We start from the raw sequence: 19,506 nt of genomic DNA on the forward strand, positions 1-19,506 counted from the left end.
CTATGACTCTTGACACACTACTCGAAAGAGCCTAAATTTGAAACGTATTTATGAAACGATTCAAAATATGCCAAGGTTGTTTGCCCGTTTTGAATCGTCCGTCTTTGGATTTGGAGTACAGCCCCATGACAACGTTGTCCAGCATTCTGCCCAGGCTGGGAAGCCTCGCCATCGAGGTTCCCTCCTGGGCGTACGGAAATTCCGGCACCCGTTTCAAGGTCTTCGCTACTGCCGGCACCCCGCGCACGGTCGAGGAGAAGATCGCAGACGCTGCAAAGGTCAATGAGCTCACCGGTCTCGCTCCGGCGGTAGCCCTGCACATCCCGTGGGACAAGGTCGATGACTACGGCCGGCTGAAGGAATACGCCGCGGATCTGGGGGTCAGTCTCGGCACGGTGAACAGCAATACCTTCCAGGACGATGACTACAAGTTCGGCAGCCTCACCCACAGCGATCCTGCGGTCCGGCGCAAAGCGGTCGACCACATGTATGAGTGCATCGACGTCATGGGACAGACGGGGTCCCGGGACCTGAAAATCTGGCTCGCCGACGGCACGAACTATCCGGGACAGGGCAACATGCGCGCCCGGCAGGACTGGCTGGCCGAGTCCCTGCGCCAGGTCTATGACCGGCTGGGCGAGGACCAGCGGATGGTCCTGGAATACAAGTTTTTTGAACCGGCCTTTTACCACACCGACGTTCCGGACTGGGGAACCTCCTACGCGCACTGCCTGGAATTGGGAGAAAAAGCCTTGGTCTGCCTGGACACCGGCCACCACGCCCCGGGGACGAACATCGAGTTCATCGTGGCCCAGCTCCTGCGCCTGGGCAAGCTGGGATCCTTCGACTTCAACTCCCGTTTCTACGCGGACGATGACCTGATCGTCGGATCGGCGGATCCGTTCCAGTTGTTCCGCATCATGTTCGAAGTCGTCCGCGGCGGAGCCCTCGCTCCCGAGTCGGGTGTGGCCTTGATGCTGGACCAGTGCCACAACCTGGAAGACAAAATTCCCGGCCAGATCCGGTCCGTGCTCAATGTCCAGGAAATGACGGCACGCGCACTGCTGGTCGACACCGAGGCCCTGGACGCGGCCCAGCAGTCCGGCGACGTGCTGGCTGCCAACAGCATTTTTATGGACGCCTTCTATACCGACGTCCGGTCCGGACTGGCCGAATGGCGGGAATCCCGCGGCCTGCCGGGCGACCCGATGGATGCCTTCCGGGCCAGCGGATACCAGGACAAGATCAACACCGAACGCCAGGGCGGCCAGCAGGCCGGATGGGGAGCATAAAGAACCATGACCAACGAAACCGTCACAGAACTGATTACCCGCTCCAACCGCCTCGGCGCGGATAAGCGGAACACCAACTACGCCGGCGGCAACACCTCGGCCAAAGGCACCGGGACCGACCCGGTCACGGGCGAGGACGTCGAGCTGCTGTGGGTCAAGGGCTCCGGCGGAGACCTCGGTACCCTGACCGAGCCGGGGCTGGCCGTGCTCCGGCTGGACCGGATGCGTGCACTCGTGAACACCTACCCCGGTCTGGACCGCGAAGACGAAATGGCCGCCGCGTTCGATTACTGCCTGCACGGCAAGGGCGGCGCCGCGCCGTCGATCGACACCGCCATGCACGGGCTGGTCGACGCGGCCCACGTGGACCATCTGCACCCGGATTCCGGTATCGCGATCGCGACCGCGGCCGCCGGTGAAACCCTGACAAAGGAGATTTTCGGCGGGAAAGTTGTCTGGGTGCCCTGGCGTCGGCCCGGTTTCCAGCTGGGCCTGGACATCGCCGCCATCAAGGAAGCCAACCCGGAAGCGATCGGCACGATCCTCGGCGGCCACGGCATCACCGCCTGGGGTGCCACCAGCCACGAAGCGGAAGCGAACTCCCGCTGGATCATCGACACTGCGGAACAGTTCATCGCCGAGACCGGCAAAACCGAACCCTTCGGAGCCAACCTGCCCGGCTACGGCGCCCTGCCGGAAGCCGAACGCAAAGCCAAGGCCGCCGCGCTGGCCCCGGTGATCCGCGGACTGGCCTCGACCGACAAGGCCCAGGTCGGCCACTACAGCGACGACCCCGCGGTACTGGAATTCCTGGAAAGCGCAGCCCATCCGCGCCTGGGTGCCTTGGGGACCAGCTGCCCGGACCATTTCCTGCGCACCAAGGTCAAGCCGCTCGTCCTGGACCTGCCCGCCGACGCCTCCGTCGAGGAAAGCATCACCCGGCTGCGGGAACTGCACGAGCAGTACCGGGCCGACTACCAGGCCTACTACGACCGCCACGCGACGCCTGATTCCCCGGCCATCCGTGGTGCGGACCCGGCGATCGTGCTGGTGCCCGGCGTTGGCATGTTCTCCTACGGGGCCAACAAGCAGACCGCACGCGTCGCCGGCGAGTTCTACCTCAACGCCATCAACGTCATGCGCGGCGCCGAGGCAGTCTCCACCTACGCGCCGATCGAAGAATCCGAGAAGTTCCGCATCGAGTACTGGGCACTGGAAGAAGCCAAACTGGCCCGCATGCCCAAACCCAAGTCCCACGCCACCCGCATCGCACTGGTCACCGGCGCCGCATCAGGCATCGGCAAGGCGATCGCCACCCGGCTCGCGGCCGAAGGCACGTGCGTCGTGATAGCGGACTTGAACCTGGAAAACGCGCAGGCCGTCGCCGAAGAACTCGGCGGCGCCGACGTAGCTATCGGTGTCCAGGCCGACGTGACCCGCGAAGACCAGGTCCAGGAAGCCATCAACGCCGCGGTGCTCGCGTTCGGCGGCCTGGACCTGGTGGTCAACAACGCGGGCCTGTCGATCTCCAAGCCCCTGCTGGAGACCAGCGAAAAGGACTGGGACCTGCAGCACGACGTCATGGCCAAGGGCTCCTTCCTGGTTTCCAAGGCCGCCGCGAAGGTGCTCATCGAGCAGGACATGGGCGGGGACATCATCTACATCTCCTCTAAAAACTCCGTCTTTGCCGGGCCCAACAACATCGCCTACTCGGCCACGAAGGCCGACCAGGCCCACCAGGTTCGCCTGCTCGCGGCCGAACTGGGTGAATACGGGGTGAAGGTCAACGGCATCAACCCCGACGGCGTGGTCCGCGGCTCCGGCATCTTCGCCGGGGGCTGGGGCGCCAAACGTGCCGCGGTCTACGGTGTGCCCGAAGACGAACTCGGCAAGTACTACGCCCAGCGCACCCTGCTCAAGCGCGAGGTCCTGCCCGAGAATGTGGCCAACGCCGTGGCCGTGCTCACCTCCGCGGAGATGTCCCACACCACCGGCCTGCACATTCCGGTCGACGCCGGCGTCGCAGCCGCTTTCATGCGATGAGCACCGCGGTTTCCGGCGACGTTTTCGCCGCCATTGATATCGGTGCTTCCTCCGGCAGGGTCATCCTCGGCCGGCTGGGCGAGCACGGCCCGGAACTCGAGACCGTCCACCGGTTCCCCAACGGAGCGAAACGGATCGACGGTGCGCTGCGCTGGGATATCCACGCGATCTTCGAGCAGGTGCTCACCGGCCTCCGGCTCGCCGCCGAACGCACGGCGGCAGCCGGGGAGCGGGTCGTGAGCATCGGCATCGACACCTGGGCCGTCGATTACGGCCTCGTGGACGCGAAAGGCGCCCTGCAGTCCATCCCGTACAGCTACCGCGACGACCGGACGGCGGCCACAGCCGAGGCCGTTCACCGGCAGATCGACCCGGGCCGGCTCTATGCCACGACCGGGCTGCAGTTCCTTCCGTTCAACACGATCTACCAGCTCGCTGCAGAGCAGGATCTCTCCGGCATGCAGGCCCTGCTGATCCCGGACCTGCTGGCGTTCTGGCTGACCGGTGAACGCCGCACCGAGGAAACCAATGCCTCGACCACCGGGCTCTTCGACGCGGTGGCGGGGGAGTGGGCCACCGAATTTTTCGGCCCGCTCGGCCTGCCCCGGGATCTTTTTGCGCCGCTGATCAAACCCGGCGAGCAGACCGGCACCCTGCTGCCGGACATCGCCAGGCAAACAGGCCTGGCAGCGGACACCGCCGTGGTCGCCGTCGGTTCCCATGACACGGCCTCGGCCGTCGCCGCGGTCCCAGCGGCAGCGGCGGACTTCGCCTACATTTCCTCCGGCACCTGGTCCCTCGTCGGCGTGGAGCTTCAGCGCCCTGTGCTCACCGAAGCCAGCCGGCAGGCCAATTTCACCAACGAACGCGGTGTCGACGGCACCATCCGCTACCTGCGCAACGTCGGCGGACTCTGGCTGCTGCAGGAATGCCTGCGCACCTGGAACGGGGCCGGCAGGGAAGCGGACCTCGCTGACCTGCTCGAAGCCGCCGGCAGCCTGCCCGCGGGAGGCCCACTCATTGATGCCGACTCCACGGAATTCATCGCCCCCGGCAACATGCCGGTCCGCATCCGCGCAGCCGCCGCGTCCGCCGGCGGGCCCCCGCTGTCAGCCGACCCGGCAGCCGTAGTCCGCTGTATCCTGGACAGCCTGGCTGCAGGATACGCCCGCACCATCAATCAGGCGGGCGCCCTGTCGGGGCTCGATATCAAGAGCGTGCATATCGTCGGCGGCGGCTCGCAAAACGCCCTGCTCTGCCAGCTCACGGCAGACGCCACCGGCCTGCCCGTCATCGCCGGCCCCGTCGAGGCGACTGCCCAGGGCAACATCCTCATCCAGGCCCGCGCCGCCGGCGTTATCACCGGAAGCCTGTCCGAATTGCGCCGCACGGCCGCCCGGAACGGCCGCAGCGCCACCTACCGGCCCCGCCCGGCCGGGGGAGCCCCGGCAGCGGCTGCCGGGGAACCAGCCCGGGCAGGGAGAAAGCCATGAAAATAGCGCTCTTCGCGACCTGCATCGTCGACGCGATGTTTCCGCGGACCGCCCGTGCCACCGTAAGCATTCTGGAGCGCCTGGGCCACGAGGTGGTCTTCCCGGACGGGCAGGCCTGCTGCGGGCAGATGCACATCAACAGCGGTTATTTCAAGGAAGCAGTCCCCGTCGTCGCCAACCATGTCAGGGCCTTCGAGGACGGGGACTACGACGCCATCGTCGCCCCGTCGGGCTCCTGCGTGGCCTCGGTTAAGCATCAGCACCCCATGATCGCCCGCCGCTGCTCCGACCAGGATCTGGAGGCCAGGTCCACGGCCGTGGGTGCGAAGACCTACGAGCTCTCCGAGCTGCTCACCGACGTCCTCGGCATCACGGACGCCGCCGTCCAGCTCGGATCCTATTTCCCGCACACCGTCACCTACCATCCCAGCTGCCACGGGATGCGGCTGCTGCGCCTGGGCGACCGCCAACAGCAGCTGCTGTCCACCGTTGGGGGAATCACCCTCAAGCCGCTGCCGGACGCCGACCAGTGCTGCGGATTCGGCGGAACGTTCTCCATGAAGAACGCGGACGTCTCCACGGCCATGCTGGAAGACAAGACAGCCTGCATCCAAACCACCGGCGCGGAACTCTGTACCGGCGGCGACGCATCCTGCCTGATGCACATCGGCGGCGGTCTGTCCCGGCAGAACAGCACCACCGGCACCCTGCATTTCGCCGAAATCCTCGCCAGCACCACGCAGAACCCTGTGACCGTCACAGGCGAGGTCCAGCTGCATACCGGAAAGGCCCGACCATGAGCCAGACATTCCTGGGCATGCCCTCCCTGCCTGTCTTCGGCACCGGAAACATCCACGCCGAAGAAGCCTTTCCCACGGCCGCGCACCGTGAACTCGGCAACGCCCAGCTACGGGCCAACCTGGACCATGCCACCCGAACCATCCGCAACAAACGGAGCCAGGTCGTCTCCGAACTCCCGGACTGGGAACAGCTCCGGGACGCAGGCAGCACCATCAAGGAATCCGTCATGGCACGCCTGCCCGAACTGTTGATGCAGTTCGAAGAAAACTTCACCGCGCACGGAGGCACGGTGCACTGGGCCCGCGACGCGGACGAAGCCAACGCCATCGTGACGGAGCTGATCGAGAAGACCGGCGAGACCGAAGTCGTCAAGGTCAAATCCATGGCCACGCAGGAAATGGGACTCAACGAATACCTCGAAGAACGCGGCATCACCGCCCTGGAAACAGACCTCGCCGAACTGATCGTCCAACTCGACCACGACAAGCCCAGCCACATCCTGGTTCCGGCCATCCACAAGAACCGCACCCAGGTACGTGACATCTTCCTGCGCGAAATGCCCGAGGCAGACCCGGACCTCAGCGACGACCCCGCCAAGCTCGCCGCAGCCGCCCGGTCACACCTGCGCAGGAAATTCCTCACCGCCAAGGTCGCCGTCTCCGGCGCCAACTTCGCCATCGCCGACTCCGGCACCCTGGCCGTGGTCGAATCCGAAGGCAACGGACGCATGTGTCTGACCCTGCCCGAAACCCTCATTACCGTCATGGGCATCGAAAAACTCCTGCCCACCTGGCAGGACCTCGAAGTATTCATGCAGCTGCTGCCCCGGTCCTCCACGGGGGAACGCATGAACCCCTACACCTCCCTCTGGACCGGCGTGACCGGCGGCGACGGGCCCCAGAACGTGCACCTGGTGCTGCTCGACAACGGCCGCAGCGCCGCGCTGGCTGATGAAACGGGCCGGTCCGCGCTGCACTGCATCCGCTGCAGCGCCTGCATGAACGTCTGCCCGGTCTACGAACGCACCGGCGGGCACGCCTACGGATCCACCTACCCCGGGCCCATCGGAGCCATCCTCTCGCCCCTGCTGACCGGCATCGAATCCGAAGAGAACAACTCCCTGCCCTACGCCTCATCGCTCTGCGGCGCCTGCTACGACGCGTGCCCGGTCAAAATCAACATCCCCGACATCCTCGTCCACCTCCGCGGTGAAGACATCGACAGCCAGCGAGGCCGGAAAAAACTGCCCACCCAGATGGACCTCGGAATGAAAGCCGCCTCCTGGGCCCTCTCCTCCGGAAAACGCCTCGGATTGGTCGAGAAGGCGCTGCCCGCCGGACGGCTCGCAGCCGGCCCGGACCACAAAATCACCAAGCTCCCCGGCATCGCTGGCGGATGGACCCAAAGCCGGGATATCCCGGCACCACCTGTCCAGGCATTCCGTGACTGGTGGGCCAAGGAACACAAGGAACATAAGGAAGAGAGCCCATGAACGCCCGCGAGGAGATACTGGACCGGATCCGCAGTGCACTCCGTGACGAGCCCGCGGCTCCGGATATCCCGCGTGAATACCGGCAGACGTCGTCACTGACCGAAAACCAGCTGATAGAACTGCTCGTAGACCGCCTCGAGGACTACAAAGCCCAGGTCTCCGTCATCAGCACCCCAGACGTTCCGGCCCGGTTAACGGAACTTCTGGACACCGCCGGCAGCTACGTCATCCCCGCCGGCTTCGACCGGGCCTGGCTGCCCGCCGCCGACCGCACCGACAACAGCAGACTCAGAATCGACGGGCCACAGAGCACCCTGTCCCCATCCGAACTCGACCGCGCCGACGCAGTGCTGACCGCATGCGCCGCAGCCGTCGCCCAAACCGGCACCATCATCCTGGACGCCAGCCCGAACCAGGGCCGCAGGGCCATCACGCTCATCCCCGACCGGCACATCTGCATCGTCAACGCCTCGAACATCACCGAAATCCTCCCCGAAGCGCTAAAACGAATCGATGGAACACGGCCCATCACCATGATCAGCGGACCCAGCGCCACCAGCGACATCGAACTCGAACGCGTCGAAGGGGTCCATGGGCCCCGGCGCTTGGAAGTCCTGGTCGTCAAAGCACAGGCGTAGGCGGAACAGACACGCGCTCCGGCCTGGCCGGACCCGTCAAACCTGTCGGTAATCGATGCCGAGCAGGTCGGCCGCCGCCTGGTGGTCAGCGGCACGGTGGCCTACCGACAGTGACCAATGATGGCCGATGCCGGTATTGGACCACTGGTCAACCCACTCGCCCGGATCACGCCCGAAGTCGACTCTGCTGGTCGTATTGCCGATCTCCAGCAACGGGCCCGGGACGACCTCGCCTTCGGAAGCGATGAAAGCCAGCCCTCCGTCACGGTCCTGGCCCACGCCCAGCAGCGTGACGGGACCATGCTGTATGTCGAATTCCACGCTGACGCCCCAGCCACGCTTGCCGTGGTACACACCCAGACCCCGCAGCAGCGGATCCCGGGCGCTGACGGCCAGATGGGCGGGCCCGACGTGGCCCATTTCAACAACGTTGTCCGCGAAGTTCAGGGACTGGATCTCGCAAAAGGATCCTCCTGCCCCCACGACCTGGGTGGCCACCTGGGCTACCGTGGTACGCAGCTCGTACTCCCCGGTGGCAGGAATGCCCCGGCCGGTCAGGAGCGAGGCGCCCAGGATCATGGCGGCGCCAAGGCGCTCGTGCAACTCCCCGTCCAGACCGCGGTGGTAGTAGGCCAGCGAGTCCAGCTCGAAATCCTCGACCAACCTGTCCAGGCCCACGGATACCTTTGCTCCCCAGGCGAAGTCCTCCTCGACCACAGTAGAGTCAAGGGTGAAAATCTGTCGGGCCAGATCCATGCGCTCCTTGGCTTCGGCTTCGGTCACCTGCGCCACGCGAACCCGCAGATCATCGAACTCCAGGACCTCCACATGCGATCCAAACGTGGCCGGCAGCAGTGTCAGGTCGGTGGAGACATCCAGCATGCCCGGGTATACATGGCCCAACAAACCGTGCCGGGCATGGCGCAGAGCAGAGCGCACATGCGCTGCATTGATCCACCGGTTGATGCGGGCCCAGGCCGATTCCTGCCGTAGCCAGCCGGAAACGGAACGGAACGGAACGGAATGCCGGCGCGCCGGAACACGTTGTGGAATACGACAGCTCCTCCGCCCCGTGCTCTTCGATGAGCCGGGCGAGGATTCTGCGGGCAGTATGGCGCTGCTTCCGCGGCGCCGTCGTGTCCTCGACCAGCATGGCATCGATCGCGGCCTTGAACGGCTCCAGCCGCCAGGCCACACCTTGCCTCGGTTTGCGTTCCGGAGGGGCAGCTGAATCCAGTGCCTGCCGAACGGTTCTTCTGTGGACTGCGTGCCGGACCGCCAGCGCACGAACCGACAGGCCCTCAACCCGGGCGTCCCTTCGGATCCGTGCGAACAACTCCACTCTCGACTCCATCCAGACCAGCCTTCCACCGCATCCATCCACTGATGAATCCAACGTTGAAGGTGGGGCCACAAATAACCGTCACAGTGCCCGGCGAGTCACAAAATGGGGCCATAGATAACCGTCCTAACGGGGCAACTATCAGGCCGACCGACACCTCCGCGATTCGCGCCAGGCGGGCGGAGTCTGCCTATTGGCCCTTGATCTGTGGAACTGGAGGCAGATGTGTTCCCTCTCTGTCCTCCTACCGGGCGTTCTTCGTGCCGGGGGTACCGATGTAGACGACTTCGATGCCGCTGCCGTCGGTCGGGTACTCGGTGCGCGGCTGGTCACGGTTTTCCCCGAGGCTTTCCCAGCGCAGGTAGTAGGTGGGAGCGCCCGGGGTCGTGGGAGCGTTGGCGTCGGGGACGACGTTGACCTGCATGCCCGGGTAGTCGGAGCGCACACGTGAGACGGCCTCGGGCAGAGTCGGGGTGGGCAGCTGTGCCAGGGGCTGGAAGTTCTCGTCCACCACGATGGAGGTCTTCTCCCCGTGGCAGGCGAAGTCCACTCGGAGGTCGCCGTTGGACAGCGGTGTGGAGCCGAGCATCTGCACGTCGAAGACGAGTGTCCCATTGCCGCCGAACTGCCAGCGTCCTTCCCAGTCGGAGATCTGCTGGATGTCCCACTCCCCGGACCCGTCTGGTCCGGCGGCGTAGAGCTGGGAGCGACCCTGGTCGTCGTATTTGTGGTAGGTAACCATGATCTGCCCGTCGGCGTCGAACCCAATCTTGGCGTTGCCGTTGAGCAGCCCGGCGAAGTCAGGGATTGGGTCGATCACGTCGGCCTTCCCGTAGCGGAACGGGGTCTCCAGCGGCTGGCCGTCGGCGGTGGTCCAGTGGATCAGGTCCTCGCTCTTGGCGTAGGTGAGCATGGAGTTGGTGGCCGCGTTCGGGGTGTCGCGCCAGACCCAGACCATGTGGAAGTATCCGTCGGGACCGAGGGCGGGGCCCTGGAAGTAGGAGTTCCAGGTGCCCTCCGGATTGGCTTCGGAGCCCTGACCGTCGAACAGCGGCTCGTCGGCCAGCCGCTCCCAAGAACCGGTGTCCTCGTTGTAGACGTTGAAGTAGGTGACGCCGTTGCCGGATCCGCCATTGCGGTAGCTAAAGACCAGGGAGCCGTCCTTGCGGTTGACGAACTCCGGGTAGGTAACGGAGCGCTCAGAGGCGGCATCGACCATGGTCGGGACCTGTTCAAGGGTGTCGATGTTCCCTGAAGTGTCGGTCTTGAAGTAGGTCAGCGGCACGTTATGCATGTTGCCGCTCACGTGCAAGGTCCCGTCGTTGCTGGTGCCCAAGGAAATGTAGTTGTGGCTGTCCCAACCCAGCTTGGTGGGAAGAACGTGGTAACGCCACGGTGAGCCCTTGCCGATGTTCTTGGAGAGGTGACGCTCGGCAAGGACCATGTTGCGGTCCTGGTCGTAGAACGCCGCGTACTGCTTGTTGTGCACGGTGAGCAGGTCCTGGACCACGAACATGCCGGCCCAGGTGATGCCGAGCTCACTGGTCTCGAGCACCTCCTGGTTGCTGTCGGGGAAGTCGTAATCCCCGGCGGGAGTCGAGCAGTCCAGCGGGCCTGGTGAGGTGACGGCTGGTGCCAGGGTGGGGGCGGCCGGGGAGGGTGCTGCACCTAGGCCGAAAAGGAGCGAGGAGACAGCAGCCAGGGTGATAAGGCGGCTGGCGTGAACGGTGTGGGCGGTCATAGTGCATTCCTCCAGAAGTAAAGAACTACAGGGCGAGAGCTGGTGAGTCGAGGGTTAGAGGGCGACGTGGTGGTCCTTGAGGCGGAACAGGGCGGCGGCATCTTGGAAGTCATCGGCACGGTGGCGTGGGTGAAGAGCCCAGTGGCGCACGGCGGGGGTCGGCGCCGAAATCGATTCGAGGTGGTCCTGCCGAACTGCAGCAACGTCTCTGACAACGGCAGAATCGGAGCGTCTCGGTCGCGACCTGCGGTTTCCATGGTGCGTTCACCTTTGTGACGAAAGATCAGGAGAGGACTTGTTGTAACGTTTCAATAGCCTGTGAACTAGATCATATGTAAAGATGTGCTCAAGCGTCAATGCGGCCTGCACAATTAAGCATGGGTTGCTTCCGCGGCGCCGTCGTGTCCTCAACAAGCATGGCGTCGATCGCCGGCTTGAACGCTTTAAGCCGTGGCGAGCTACGCACCGGGACCTTCCGCGCCGGCGGAACCGTACATGCCAGGGCCTCGCGGACAGTGTCCCCTCAGCGCCGTTCAGCACGACAGCTCCCCACCTGAGCACACGAAGAAGCGTCTTCATATCGGCCAAACCCATGAAACTGCTTGTTGACCTCGCCGAACCAAACAGTGGGCAGATCAGTTGGCCATCACCGGGCAGTTCTACTGGCCCCCAGCGGCCATATTTACTGGCCACCTATGGGCAGAAACAAATGGCCATTGACACCCATATAAGGACTCCCGACACGATCCCTTAGCGTGCTTCCGAACAGCTTCAAACGTCCGCTCCTGACGTCACGCAGACTTGAACCGCGAGGCTATTGACTCACGCATCCTCGCCACATCAACGTCGCCGGCTGTCTGCTCCATAAGCACCTTGGCTAGCCGTTTCGGCCAGAGCACGTGAACGCCACGAGTCGAGAACGCGCCCCCGATCAGGGGCCAGTCTGCTTCGATGAAGCACAGCGCCCCGGTGACCGGAACATCCCCGACGAGTTCGCGCACGACGTCCACCTGTTTGAGCACCCCATCGACCAGTTTTGTGCAGTCACGCCGGCCAACGAGGAGCTTCTCGACGCGTGGGCGAAGGATGCCACCCTCGATCTTCAGTTCGGGCCGTCCCTTATACCGCTTGCCATCGATCACCCAGATTCCACCGGGAGTGATGGCGATGTGGTCGATGTTGGCCTTCGAGCCGGGGATGCGCCGGTCGTGGAGGACAGCCAGACCATCGGCGGCCAGGGCATTTAGCCGGGCGCCGAGGCGTTCCTCACCGATCGCGCCTCGATCCCAGGACCTGGTGTGCGGCCGCTCGTCAGAGAGGGCGACTGCGAGGCCACCGAAGCGACCCCATTTCTCGCGGAGCTTTTCCTCGTCCTTCGCTTTGCGGCGCTCATATTCGCGCCGGGCGGACGACCCGGCTACTCCCGGCTCGGCGGACAACGACTCATCACAAGGTGGTTCCACGTCAGGGGACATGGTTTCCGTAGCCTCGGTGACACACTCCAAGCAGCGGATGGTCTTCGTCTCGCTCTCATAGATCGCGCCTGTCCCGGCCGGAAGAGAGGCACCGCACAGCCGACACGTTCCGGCGTACCGGAGCCTCTGCTTCATGAGGATGCACTTTGGATCAACGGAACGTACTGCTTGTAGATCACGGCGGCGGTTAGGCCGCTGATGCGCTTTGTCATCGCTCAATCCTCACCCACGGCAAGAACTTTTTCGTGATGGACCGCGCGTAGCAGCTGATTTCAGGAGACGCCGCTGAACTCTTGGATCCGATCAGCTGAAAATGGCGAGGTAGTCGAGCACTAGTAGAGGACCCCGAATGAATTGATTCTCTTGACTTGCGTCCTTCGGCCCTTCACGTTCCATCCGACGACGTTCATCTCGGTTTACGAGGTTCATGCCGGGGAGGGAAACCATGGGATACCAACGATCTTGGAGCACACGTTTCTTCACCTTGCCAACGATGCGGGTGCGCCCATCAAACGACGCGGCCGGCGAGATCCACTGTTTGTTGAGTGAACCGACGACCTTCCAATCCGTGTCACTATCGTCACCGATGATGACGGGCGCAATATCGAGCTGATCCAGCAATGAAGCCATGGCATCCATCTCCTTCGTATCGGGGATACCGTCCATACTCAGGCCGAGCGCTTTGGCTGAGGGCATCAATGCCTTCATCGTGCTCAGCGTGCTGCTTAATCCTTCGTGGTTTGCCATGGCGGCGATGGCTTCCGGTATGTAGATGTCACATTCCCAGTCGATGAACGCTCCAGTACCCGCCTCGGCAAAATCTATCTCTGGCTGAGTTGTTTCGATCCACCCGACCTTCTCCGGGTCCTCGTGCCCGGCGTCTATAAGGCGCTGCAGACCGGATGCATTGTGATCCTTTAAGTTCAGCGTGTTCTCAGTTTCAGCGTCGCTCTTTCCTTCGACTTTCGTCCCGCCCCAGCGGAGCGAACCCCCGAATCCGTGGCTTCCCTTAGAGCGCGACGTACCTGACTCACGCAGACCACCTTCAAGGGCAGCGACGTAGTTTGCCAAGCGTCCTCGTCCAAGTAATGCGCGTTGAAAAGCATGGCACCATCCTCCTATAGGGCGTGGGCAAGGGCTGGTAGGGACATAGCTGCTGTGCTCCTTTGAGGGATCTGCCCATCGACCTTCGGGGAACTACCGATCACATCCTGTGCTGACTGGCGGTAACGCGTGCTCCGAAACATGGGCGACCCGTATGCCCCGCCCAGTGGCCTGTCCGGTGAGGGGGCCATATACGGAACGGTGAGTTGTGTCTTTCAAGCCTAGGGAAACGAGACGTCTCTCCCGCTGCGTAAGGGTGATGGCTAACGTTGTCCTACTTCCGTGAAATCTTACGAGCCCGGCAATTCTCGTAACTATGTCTCACAACTCTTTGGTCGAATCAGCGTATGCACCATTAGTTATGAGACACGTCGGAGCGGCACATAACGAAGTGATCGACTACGCATAGGTTTCAATGCTGTGTAGTTCAGGGATCGGCGGCGATGCGCCTTTTGGCGCCACACATTACGTCCGCATGGATGAGATGGGCGTCTGGAATTACCCACCAGGCAGAACAGAGCCTTTTGCAGAGGCCGGAACGTTCTCCGTGCTTGCAGCCAGGGCGGCTTGGCGCAGGTGCTGATAGACGGTCTCCCGGCTAATCCCGTAGTCGCGGGCGAGGGTCGTTTTCGGGATTCCAGTTGCTGCACGGCGAACGAGTTCGACCGCCTGTTCTGAGGAGAGCGTCTTTTTTCGACCGCGATAGGCGCCCCGTTGGCGAGCCAGGGTGATGCCTTCCCGCTGTCGCTCCTTAATAAGGGAGCGTTCGAACTCGGCGAAGGCGCCCATGACGGAAAGCATGAGGTTGGCCATGGGGGAGTCCTCGCCGGTAAAGACCAGTCCTTCTTTGGCGAACTCGACTCGGACGCCCTTGGCGGTCAGTTTCTGAACCAGGGATCGCAAGTCGTCCAGGTTCCGGGCGAGCCGGTCCATGCTGTGTACTACGACCGTGTCTCCGTCGCGGGCAAAGCGGACGAGTTCGACAAGCTGGGGACGGGCAGTGTCCCGGCCGGAGGCCTTATCGGTGAACACACGGTCGAGTGTTTGGCCTTCGAGTTGGCGTTGCTCGTTCTGGTCGAGCGTGCTGACCCGTACATACCCGATCCGCTGCCCCGCCACCGCGCCTCCAACCCTTGATTGTCAGGATGAAATCTAAGAGTTCCGCGTGAGGGTGTCAAGAAAAGCAATTTTGAAGCCTATTCTGACGCTGTTTCCCATACGTGCCTGACGTCAGGTTGGGGTGTACTCCAAACTGACATGGCGCGAATAGTCTCCTGACAGGGCCGGTTCAGCCGAGTCCGGCCAGGTTGCTGGGGGAGAGTGCTAGCTTCAGTTTTCGGTCGTCCAGCAGGCCGCGTTCAGTCACGAGGGCCGCTATCGTTCGGTTGCTGGCGAGGGCGTCTTTGGCCAGTTCTGCTGCCGCCGCATAGCCAATCAAGGGAGCAAGACCGGTGACAACACTAATGGATTCGACCATGCGCTGCTGAAGTACGGCGGTGTTTGCCTTGATGCCGTCGACGCAGTGGGTGCGTAGTTGACGGCATGCGGCGGTGAGCCAGGCGAGGGATTCGAGAAGTGCGTCGGCGATGACGGGTTCGAACGCGTTGAGCTGGAGCTGCCCGGCCTCCACAGCCATCGTTACCGTTGCGTCGGCGCCGACCACCCGGAAGGCAACCTGGTTGACCATTTCCGGGATGACCGGGTTGACCTTGCCAGGCATGATGGATGATCCTGCCTGGACCGCCGGGAGGAAAATTTCGCCTAGACCTGTTTGTGGACCGGAGGAGAGCAGCCGCAGGTCGTTGCAGATTTTGGAGAGTTTCACGGCGGCCCTTTTGAGTACGCCGGAAACCAGCATGAATACCCCGGTGTCGCTGGTAGCTTCGACGAGGTCGGTGGCGGAGGCTAGTTGCATGCCGGTAAGAGTGTTGAGTTCCTCAATGACGGCGTCGCGGTAGCCGGCAGGGGCGGTGATCCCGGTGCCGATGGCGGTGGCGCCGAGGTTGGATTCGAGCAGGTGCGGCATGAGCTCCAGAAGGCGGTGGCGGTCCTCTCTGAGTGTTTCTGCGAAGGCCCCGAATTCCTGGCCCAGGCTCATGGGCACAGCATCCTGCAGTTGGGTTCTTCCCACTTTGATGATGCCTGCGAATTCCTCGGCCTTTGCGGCGAAAGCATTGCTGAGCCGCTGGTGTTCGGCGCAGAGCACGGTCAGTTCGCGCTGCAGGGCTATTTTGATGGCGGTGGGATAGGTGTCGTTGGTCGACTGGCTGCGGTTTACATCGTCGATGGGATGCAGGGCGGCATAATCGCCCTTGGAGCGTCCCATTAGTTCCAGCCCGCGGTTGGCTATCACTTCGTTGGCATTCATGTTGGTGCTGGTGCCGGCACCGCCTTGGATTCTGTCTACAACGAAGTGGTCGTCCAGGAGGCCGTCCATCACTTCACGTGCCGCCGCCTGGATGGCCGCGGACCGGGCCGGGTCCAGGAGTCCCAGCTTTTCATTGGTTCTTGCGGCAGCGCATTTGATGGCGCCGAAGCCCCATAGCAGGGACCGAATGCTGCCGATGGTGCGTCCGCTGACGGGAAAGTTCTCCACGGCGCGCATGGTGCTGATGCCCCAGTACGCGTTGGCGGGGACTTCTCGTTCCCCGAGGCTGTCATGCTCCAACCGGACGCTGTCGGACGGTCGTGGCTCTTGCTTTGTCATGGTTTGTTCCTGAGATGGATGTGGACGATGCGGGTTATGCGACATAGTCCAGGGCTGTGAGGGCCAAGGCGGCTGCGCCGTCATGGATGGCCAGGTTCGCTGCTTCCCCGACGCAGTGGGCGGCGAAACTGGGTTGGTGGTTGGCTGCCGGGAAGCAGCCAAGGCCGATGTAGGGGTGGATGGCGGGAACGACTTGGGAGACGTTGCCCATGTCCGTTGAGGCCCTGTTCATGGTGGCCTGTTCGGGAGGGGCGTTGAAGTCCCGTCCGAGCGACCGTGCGTGCTCTGTGTACAGTTCAAGGGCCCGCAGGTCGGTGCGGAACTCTGAGTAGGGTTCGGACTCCGGGGTGATCGAGAGCTCGCATCCGGTGGCCAGGGCGCCGGCTTCAAAACACCTGTAGACACGATCTTCCAGCTGTCCGAGATCGGCGAGGGTTTCGGCCCTGACGTACCAGCGGCCTTCGGTCTTCTCCGGGATGGCGTTCGGTGCTTCGCCCCCGCGTGTCTGGATGCCGTGGACGCGGGTGCCTGCGGGAAGCTGCTGGCGGAGCAGGCCGAGCGCGACCTGGGCGACGACGAATGCGTCGTTGGCGTTGACACCTAGCTCGGGGTAGGCAGCCGCGTGCGCCGATTTGCCTTGGAACTCGATATGGCTGTGGGCGACTGCGTAGGGTCGGGCGTCGGCGGAATCGACGGGGCTGGGATGGGCCATCATGGCAAGGTCCAGCCCGTGGAAGGCTCCTCGTTTGAGCAATTCGATCTTCCCGCCTCCGCCTTCCTCGGCCGGTGTTCCATACAGCTCGATGGTGAGGTCGCGTTCGTCGGCGAATTCCGCGAGGGCTGCTGCCGCGCCGCAGGAGATCGCGGTAATGATGTTGTGGCCGCATGCATGGCCCAGGCCGGGCAGCGCGTCGTATTCGGCCATCAGTCCGATTCGTCGGCGGCCGGTGCCGAAAACTGCGCGGATGGCGGTGGGAAAGCCGAGGTATTCCATTTCGATCCGGAAGCCGAGTTTCGCCAGGTACTCTGCGGTCCACTGGGCCGCCAGGTGCTCCTGCCAGCCGAGTTCGGGATTGGCATGGAGTAGCTCCGAAAGCCGGATCAGCCGCGTATGCTCGGCGGCCACTGACTCCAGCACACGGGCGCGCTGGCCGCCCCTGACGGCGCTGCCCTGTTCCGCTGCCGGCTCAGCGCTCATCGCCGGGCACCCCGTAGCCGACGGAGGAGGCAGGATCGAGTCCCCTGACCACGTAGTCCTGGCGTTGGGGCAGCCACACGTCCAGCAGCCGCTGAAGTTCGGGAACGGGGTCTTCGTGCCAGTCCACGCGCAGGTCCGTGTCCCGCCAGCCGTGGCCGGAGACGACCGAGATGCCCGCGGACATCACCGGTCCTGCTTCGCCGCCAGCGGCTTCGGCTGCATTCAGCGCGGCCAGGAGCCGTTCCTCCAGCTCGCCGCTGGCCGCGTCGAATCCGTCGCAAAGTGCCTGGGCGACGGCGGGGCTGGCCAGCATGTTGCCGGCCGCCACACTGTTCCGTCCCCGTCCCTCGCCGGAGACGCCCAGAGTATGGGCTCCGCTGAAAACAGCGGATCCGCCCCAAGCGTCCAGAACCACCAGCTGCCGGTAGTCCACGGCAGGAGCGTCGCGGACGACGGCGTCCAAGGCCTCCTGCGCGGAGAGACCGTCCTGCATGCGGTCAAGAATCCGGCCACCGAGCCGTGGGTCGGTGATGTTTTGTGAGCTCACGGCGCCGACGCCGTCGCGCAGGTGTGCGCAGCGGGCGGCGACGGCGGGGGAGGAGGATGAGACGGCGATGCCGAACCGGCCCGTTCCGTCGGTGGCGGCGATGCTGAACGTCACTGGGTGCCCCCGGGGGTCGAGAGCACGGCGGTTGCGTCGATCTCTACCAGCCATTCGGGCCGGGCCAGTGCCTGTACGACGATGCCTGTGGAGACTGGGAAGACGCCCTTCAGCCAGCGGCCCATGGTGCGGTATACGGTCTCGCGGTAACGCGGATCGATGAGGTATACGGTCACCTTGACGATGTCCTCGAGGCTGCTGCCGGCCTCCTTCAGGAGCATGTCGATGTTCGCCATGGCCTTTTCGGTCTGCGCCTCGACGTCGCCGATTCCCACGGATTCCCGGGTGTCCAGGTCCTGGCCGATCTGGCCGCGGAGGTAAACCACTCCGTTCGCCGCAACGGCCTGGCACAGGTCGTTGTCCAGATTCTGCTCGGGGTACGTCTCCTTCGTGTTGAAGGTACGGATGCGCTGGTGCTTCACTTTTGGCCACAACCCTTTCCATCGTGCTGGCTCTAATTCACGCTCACCTCTGCCCCAACCGGGCAGCAGGATCATCGAAACTCAGCTTCCCGCCCCAAAGGGCAATCTGTCCAACAGTCATTTCCGAGTTGTTGCATCAGAAGATCCGATGAACCAGTAGGCTTGTACTTATGGATGTCACGCTCACGCAATTGCGCTATTTCGTGGAAGCGGCTGCCCAGCAGTCCATGACAGGAGCCGCGGTCCGGCTGAACGTCGCGCAGTCGGCGGTGTCGGCGGCCGTGTCACAGCTGGAACGGACCGTCGGCGCGCAGTTCTTTATCCGGCAGCGGTCGAAGGGGCTGCTGCTCACGCCGGCCGGAGAGCTGTTCCTCCGCGACGCACAGGCTGTGCTGGGGCATCTGGAAGAGGCGCTGGACCATGCCCGGGGTGAGCAGCGCAGCGTGGACGGAAGGGTGCGCCTGGTCTGCTTCAGCACGCTGGCCCCGTTTCTGCTGCCCGGGCTCCTGGGCAGGTTGCGCACGGACCATCCGAAGCTCGAAGTCGAGGTGACCGAGGCCGACGCCGCGGGCTGCTCCGCGGCCCTGCTCAGCGGTCAGGCTGATCTCGCCCTCTGTTACGACCTGGGGCTTCCGGAGGGAATAGCGGTCACCGCCGTCGACCGTGTCCGTCCCTACCTGACGCTGCCGCCGGGGCACCGGCTGGCGTCGCGGGAGGAGGTTGCGCTGTCGGAAGTGGCCGAGGAGCCGTTTGTGCTGCTCGACATGCCGCATAGCCGTGATCTGATGCTTTCCATTCTGCAGGGCGCGGGACTGAAGCCAAACGTGCAGTTCCGCTCCGCCAGCTACGAGACGGTGCGCACCTTTGTGGCTAACGGCCACGGTTACTCAATCCTGCACCAGCGCCCGCAGCACGGGCTGACGTACGACGGCGGACACGTCGCGGCCGTCGAAATTAAGGACCGTGTCCCGGAACTGAGCATCGTGCTGGCCCGGCTGCGGACACAGCGGCCAACGGCGCGGATGCGCGCTGTTGCCCAGAGCGTGCGCCACCAGCGGGCGGCGGCCGGAGAGCCCAGGCAACCGGAGGGGCAGTAG

General features: G+C 63.9%; 16 protein-coding genes and 1 pseudogene. 7 read left to right on the forward strand and 10 right to left on the reverse strand.

Annotated features, from left to right (window positions below; translation table 11 throughout):
• Positions 1-125 precede the first annotated feature (125 nt).
• Genes rhaI through AC3A4M_RS21190 form a run of 6 tightly spaced genes read left to right on the forward strand, consistent with a single transcriptional unit; the run spans position 126 to position 7,759 of the window.
• Positions 126-1,292, forward strand: coding sequence for an L-rhamnose isomerase (rhaI, locus tag AC3A4M_RS21165; RefSeq protein WP_498738383.1), 1,167 nt, complete (start codon positions 126-128; stop codon positions 1,290-1,292).
• A 6-nt stretch (positions 1,293-1,298) separates the two neighbouring features.
• Complete coding sequence (locus tag AC3A4M_RS21170; RefSeq protein WP_498738385.1) at positions 1,299-3,335, forward strand: bifunctional aldolase/short-chain dehydrogenase; 2,037 nt, start codon at positions 1,299-1,301, stop codon at positions 3,333-3,335.
• A complete protein-coding gene (locus AC3A4M_RS21175; RefSeq protein ID WP_498738387.1) occupies positions 3,332-4,828 on the forward strand; it encodes a rhamnulokinase in 1,497 nt (498 codons plus the stop codon). The genes AC3A4M_RS21170 and AC3A4M_RS21175 overlap by 4 nt, the downstream gene beginning before the upstream one ends.
• Positions 4,825-5,628, forward strand: a complete 804-nt coding sequence (locus tag AC3A4M_RS21180) for a (Fe-S)-binding protein (protein WP_498738389.1) — start codon at positions 4,825-4,827, stop codon at positions 5,626-5,628. The genes AC3A4M_RS21175 and AC3A4M_RS21180 overlap by 4 nt, the downstream gene beginning before the upstream one ends.
• Entirely contained in the window at positions 5,625-7,121 is a 1,497-nt protein-coding gene (locus AC3A4M_RS21185) for a LutB/LldF family L-lactate oxidation iron-sulfur protein (protein WP_498738391.1), read from the forward strand. Before AC3A4M_RS21180 ends, AC3A4M_RS21185 begins: the two co-directional genes overlap by 4 nt.
• Positions 7,118-7,759 (forward strand): LutC/YkgG family protein, encoded by a 642-nt coding sequence (locus AC3A4M_RS21190; RefSeq protein ID WP_498738393.1) that lies wholly within the window; start codon positions 7,118-7,120, stop codon positions 7,757-7,759. Before AC3A4M_RS21185 ends, AC3A4M_RS21190 begins: the two co-directional genes overlap by 4 nt.
• A gap of 36 nt (positions 7,760-7,795) precedes the next feature.
• On the opposite strand, the gene AC3A4M_RS21195 is transcribed toward AC3A4M_RS21190, so the two are convergent.
• The 10 genes and pseudogenes from AC3A4M_RS21195 to AC3A4M_RS21240 all read right to left on the reverse strand — a co-directional run bounded on the left by AC3A4M_RS21195 (position 7,796) and on the right by AC3A4M_RS21240 (position 18,409).
• Positions 7,796-8,698 (reverse strand): hypothetical protein, encoded by a 903-nt coding sequence (locus AC3A4M_RS21195; protein ID WP_498738458.1) that lies wholly within the window; start codon positions 8,696-8,698, stop codon positions 7,796-7,798.
• A 106-nt stretch (positions 8,699-8,804) separates the two neighbouring features.
• A pseudogene (locus AC3A4M_RS21200) lies at positions 8,805-9,113 on the reverse strand (IS21 family transposase); the annotation flags it as partial.
• Between the two features lie 232 nt (positions 9,114-9,345).
• Positions 9,346-10,842 carry a BNR repeat-containing protein gene (locus AC3A4M_RS21205; RefSeq protein WP_498738395.1) on the reverse strand — a complete coding sequence of 499 codons (1,497 nt, stop codon included), beginning with the start codon at positions 10,840-10,842 and terminating at the stop codon, positions 9,346-9,348.
• 791 nt (positions 10,843-11,633) lie between these two features.
• Entirely contained in the window at positions 11,634-12,452 is an 819-nt protein-coding gene (locus AC3A4M_RS21210) for a nuclease-related domain-containing protein (protein WP_498738397.1), read from the reverse strand.
• Between the two features lie 168 nt (positions 12,453-12,620).
• On the reverse strand, positions 12,621-13,388 hold the full coding sequence (locus AC3A4M_RS21215) for a DUF6414 family protein (RefSeq protein ID WP_498738399.1): 768 nt from the start codon (positions 13,386-13,388) through the stop codon (positions 12,621-12,623).
• A gap of 531 nt (positions 13,389-13,919) precedes the next feature.
• Entirely contained in the window at positions 13,920-14,540 is a 621-nt protein-coding gene (locus tag AC3A4M_RS21220) for a recombinase family protein (protein WP_498738401.1), read from the reverse strand.
• A gap of 169 nt (positions 14,541-14,709) precedes the next feature.
• Entirely contained in the window at positions 14,710-16,128 is a 1,419-nt protein-coding gene (locus tag AC3A4M_RS21225; RefSeq protein ID WP_498738403.1) for an aspartate ammonia-lyase, read from the reverse strand.
• A gap of 34 nt (positions 16,129-16,162) precedes the next feature.
• Entirely contained in the window at positions 16,163-17,326 is a 1,164-nt protein-coding gene (locus tag AC3A4M_RS21230; protein ID WP_498738405.1) for a M20 family metallopeptidase, read from the reverse strand.
• Entirely contained in the window at positions 17,316-17,987 is a 672-nt protein-coding gene (locus AC3A4M_RS21235) for a DUF1028 domain-containing protein (protein WP_498738407.1), read from the reverse strand. The genes AC3A4M_RS21230 and AC3A4M_RS21235 overlap by 11 nt, the downstream gene beginning before the upstream one ends.
• Positions 17,984-18,409, reverse strand: coding sequence for a RidA family protein (locus tag AC3A4M_RS21240; RefSeq protein WP_498738409.1), 426 nt, complete (start codon positions 18,407-18,409; stop codon positions 17,984-17,986). Before AC3A4M_RS21240 ends, AC3A4M_RS21235 begins: the two co-directional genes overlap by 4 nt.
• Positions 18,410-18,579: 170 nt before the next feature.
• Between AC3A4M_RS21240 and AC3A4M_RS21245 the strand changes: the two genes are divergently transcribed.
• Complete coding sequence (locus AC3A4M_RS21245; protein WP_498738411.1) at positions 18,580-19,506, forward strand: LysR family transcriptional regulator; 927 nt, start codon at positions 18,580-18,582, stop codon at positions 19,504-19,506.

This window comes from Arthrobacter sp. Soil_C_60 (assembly GCF_057656375.1).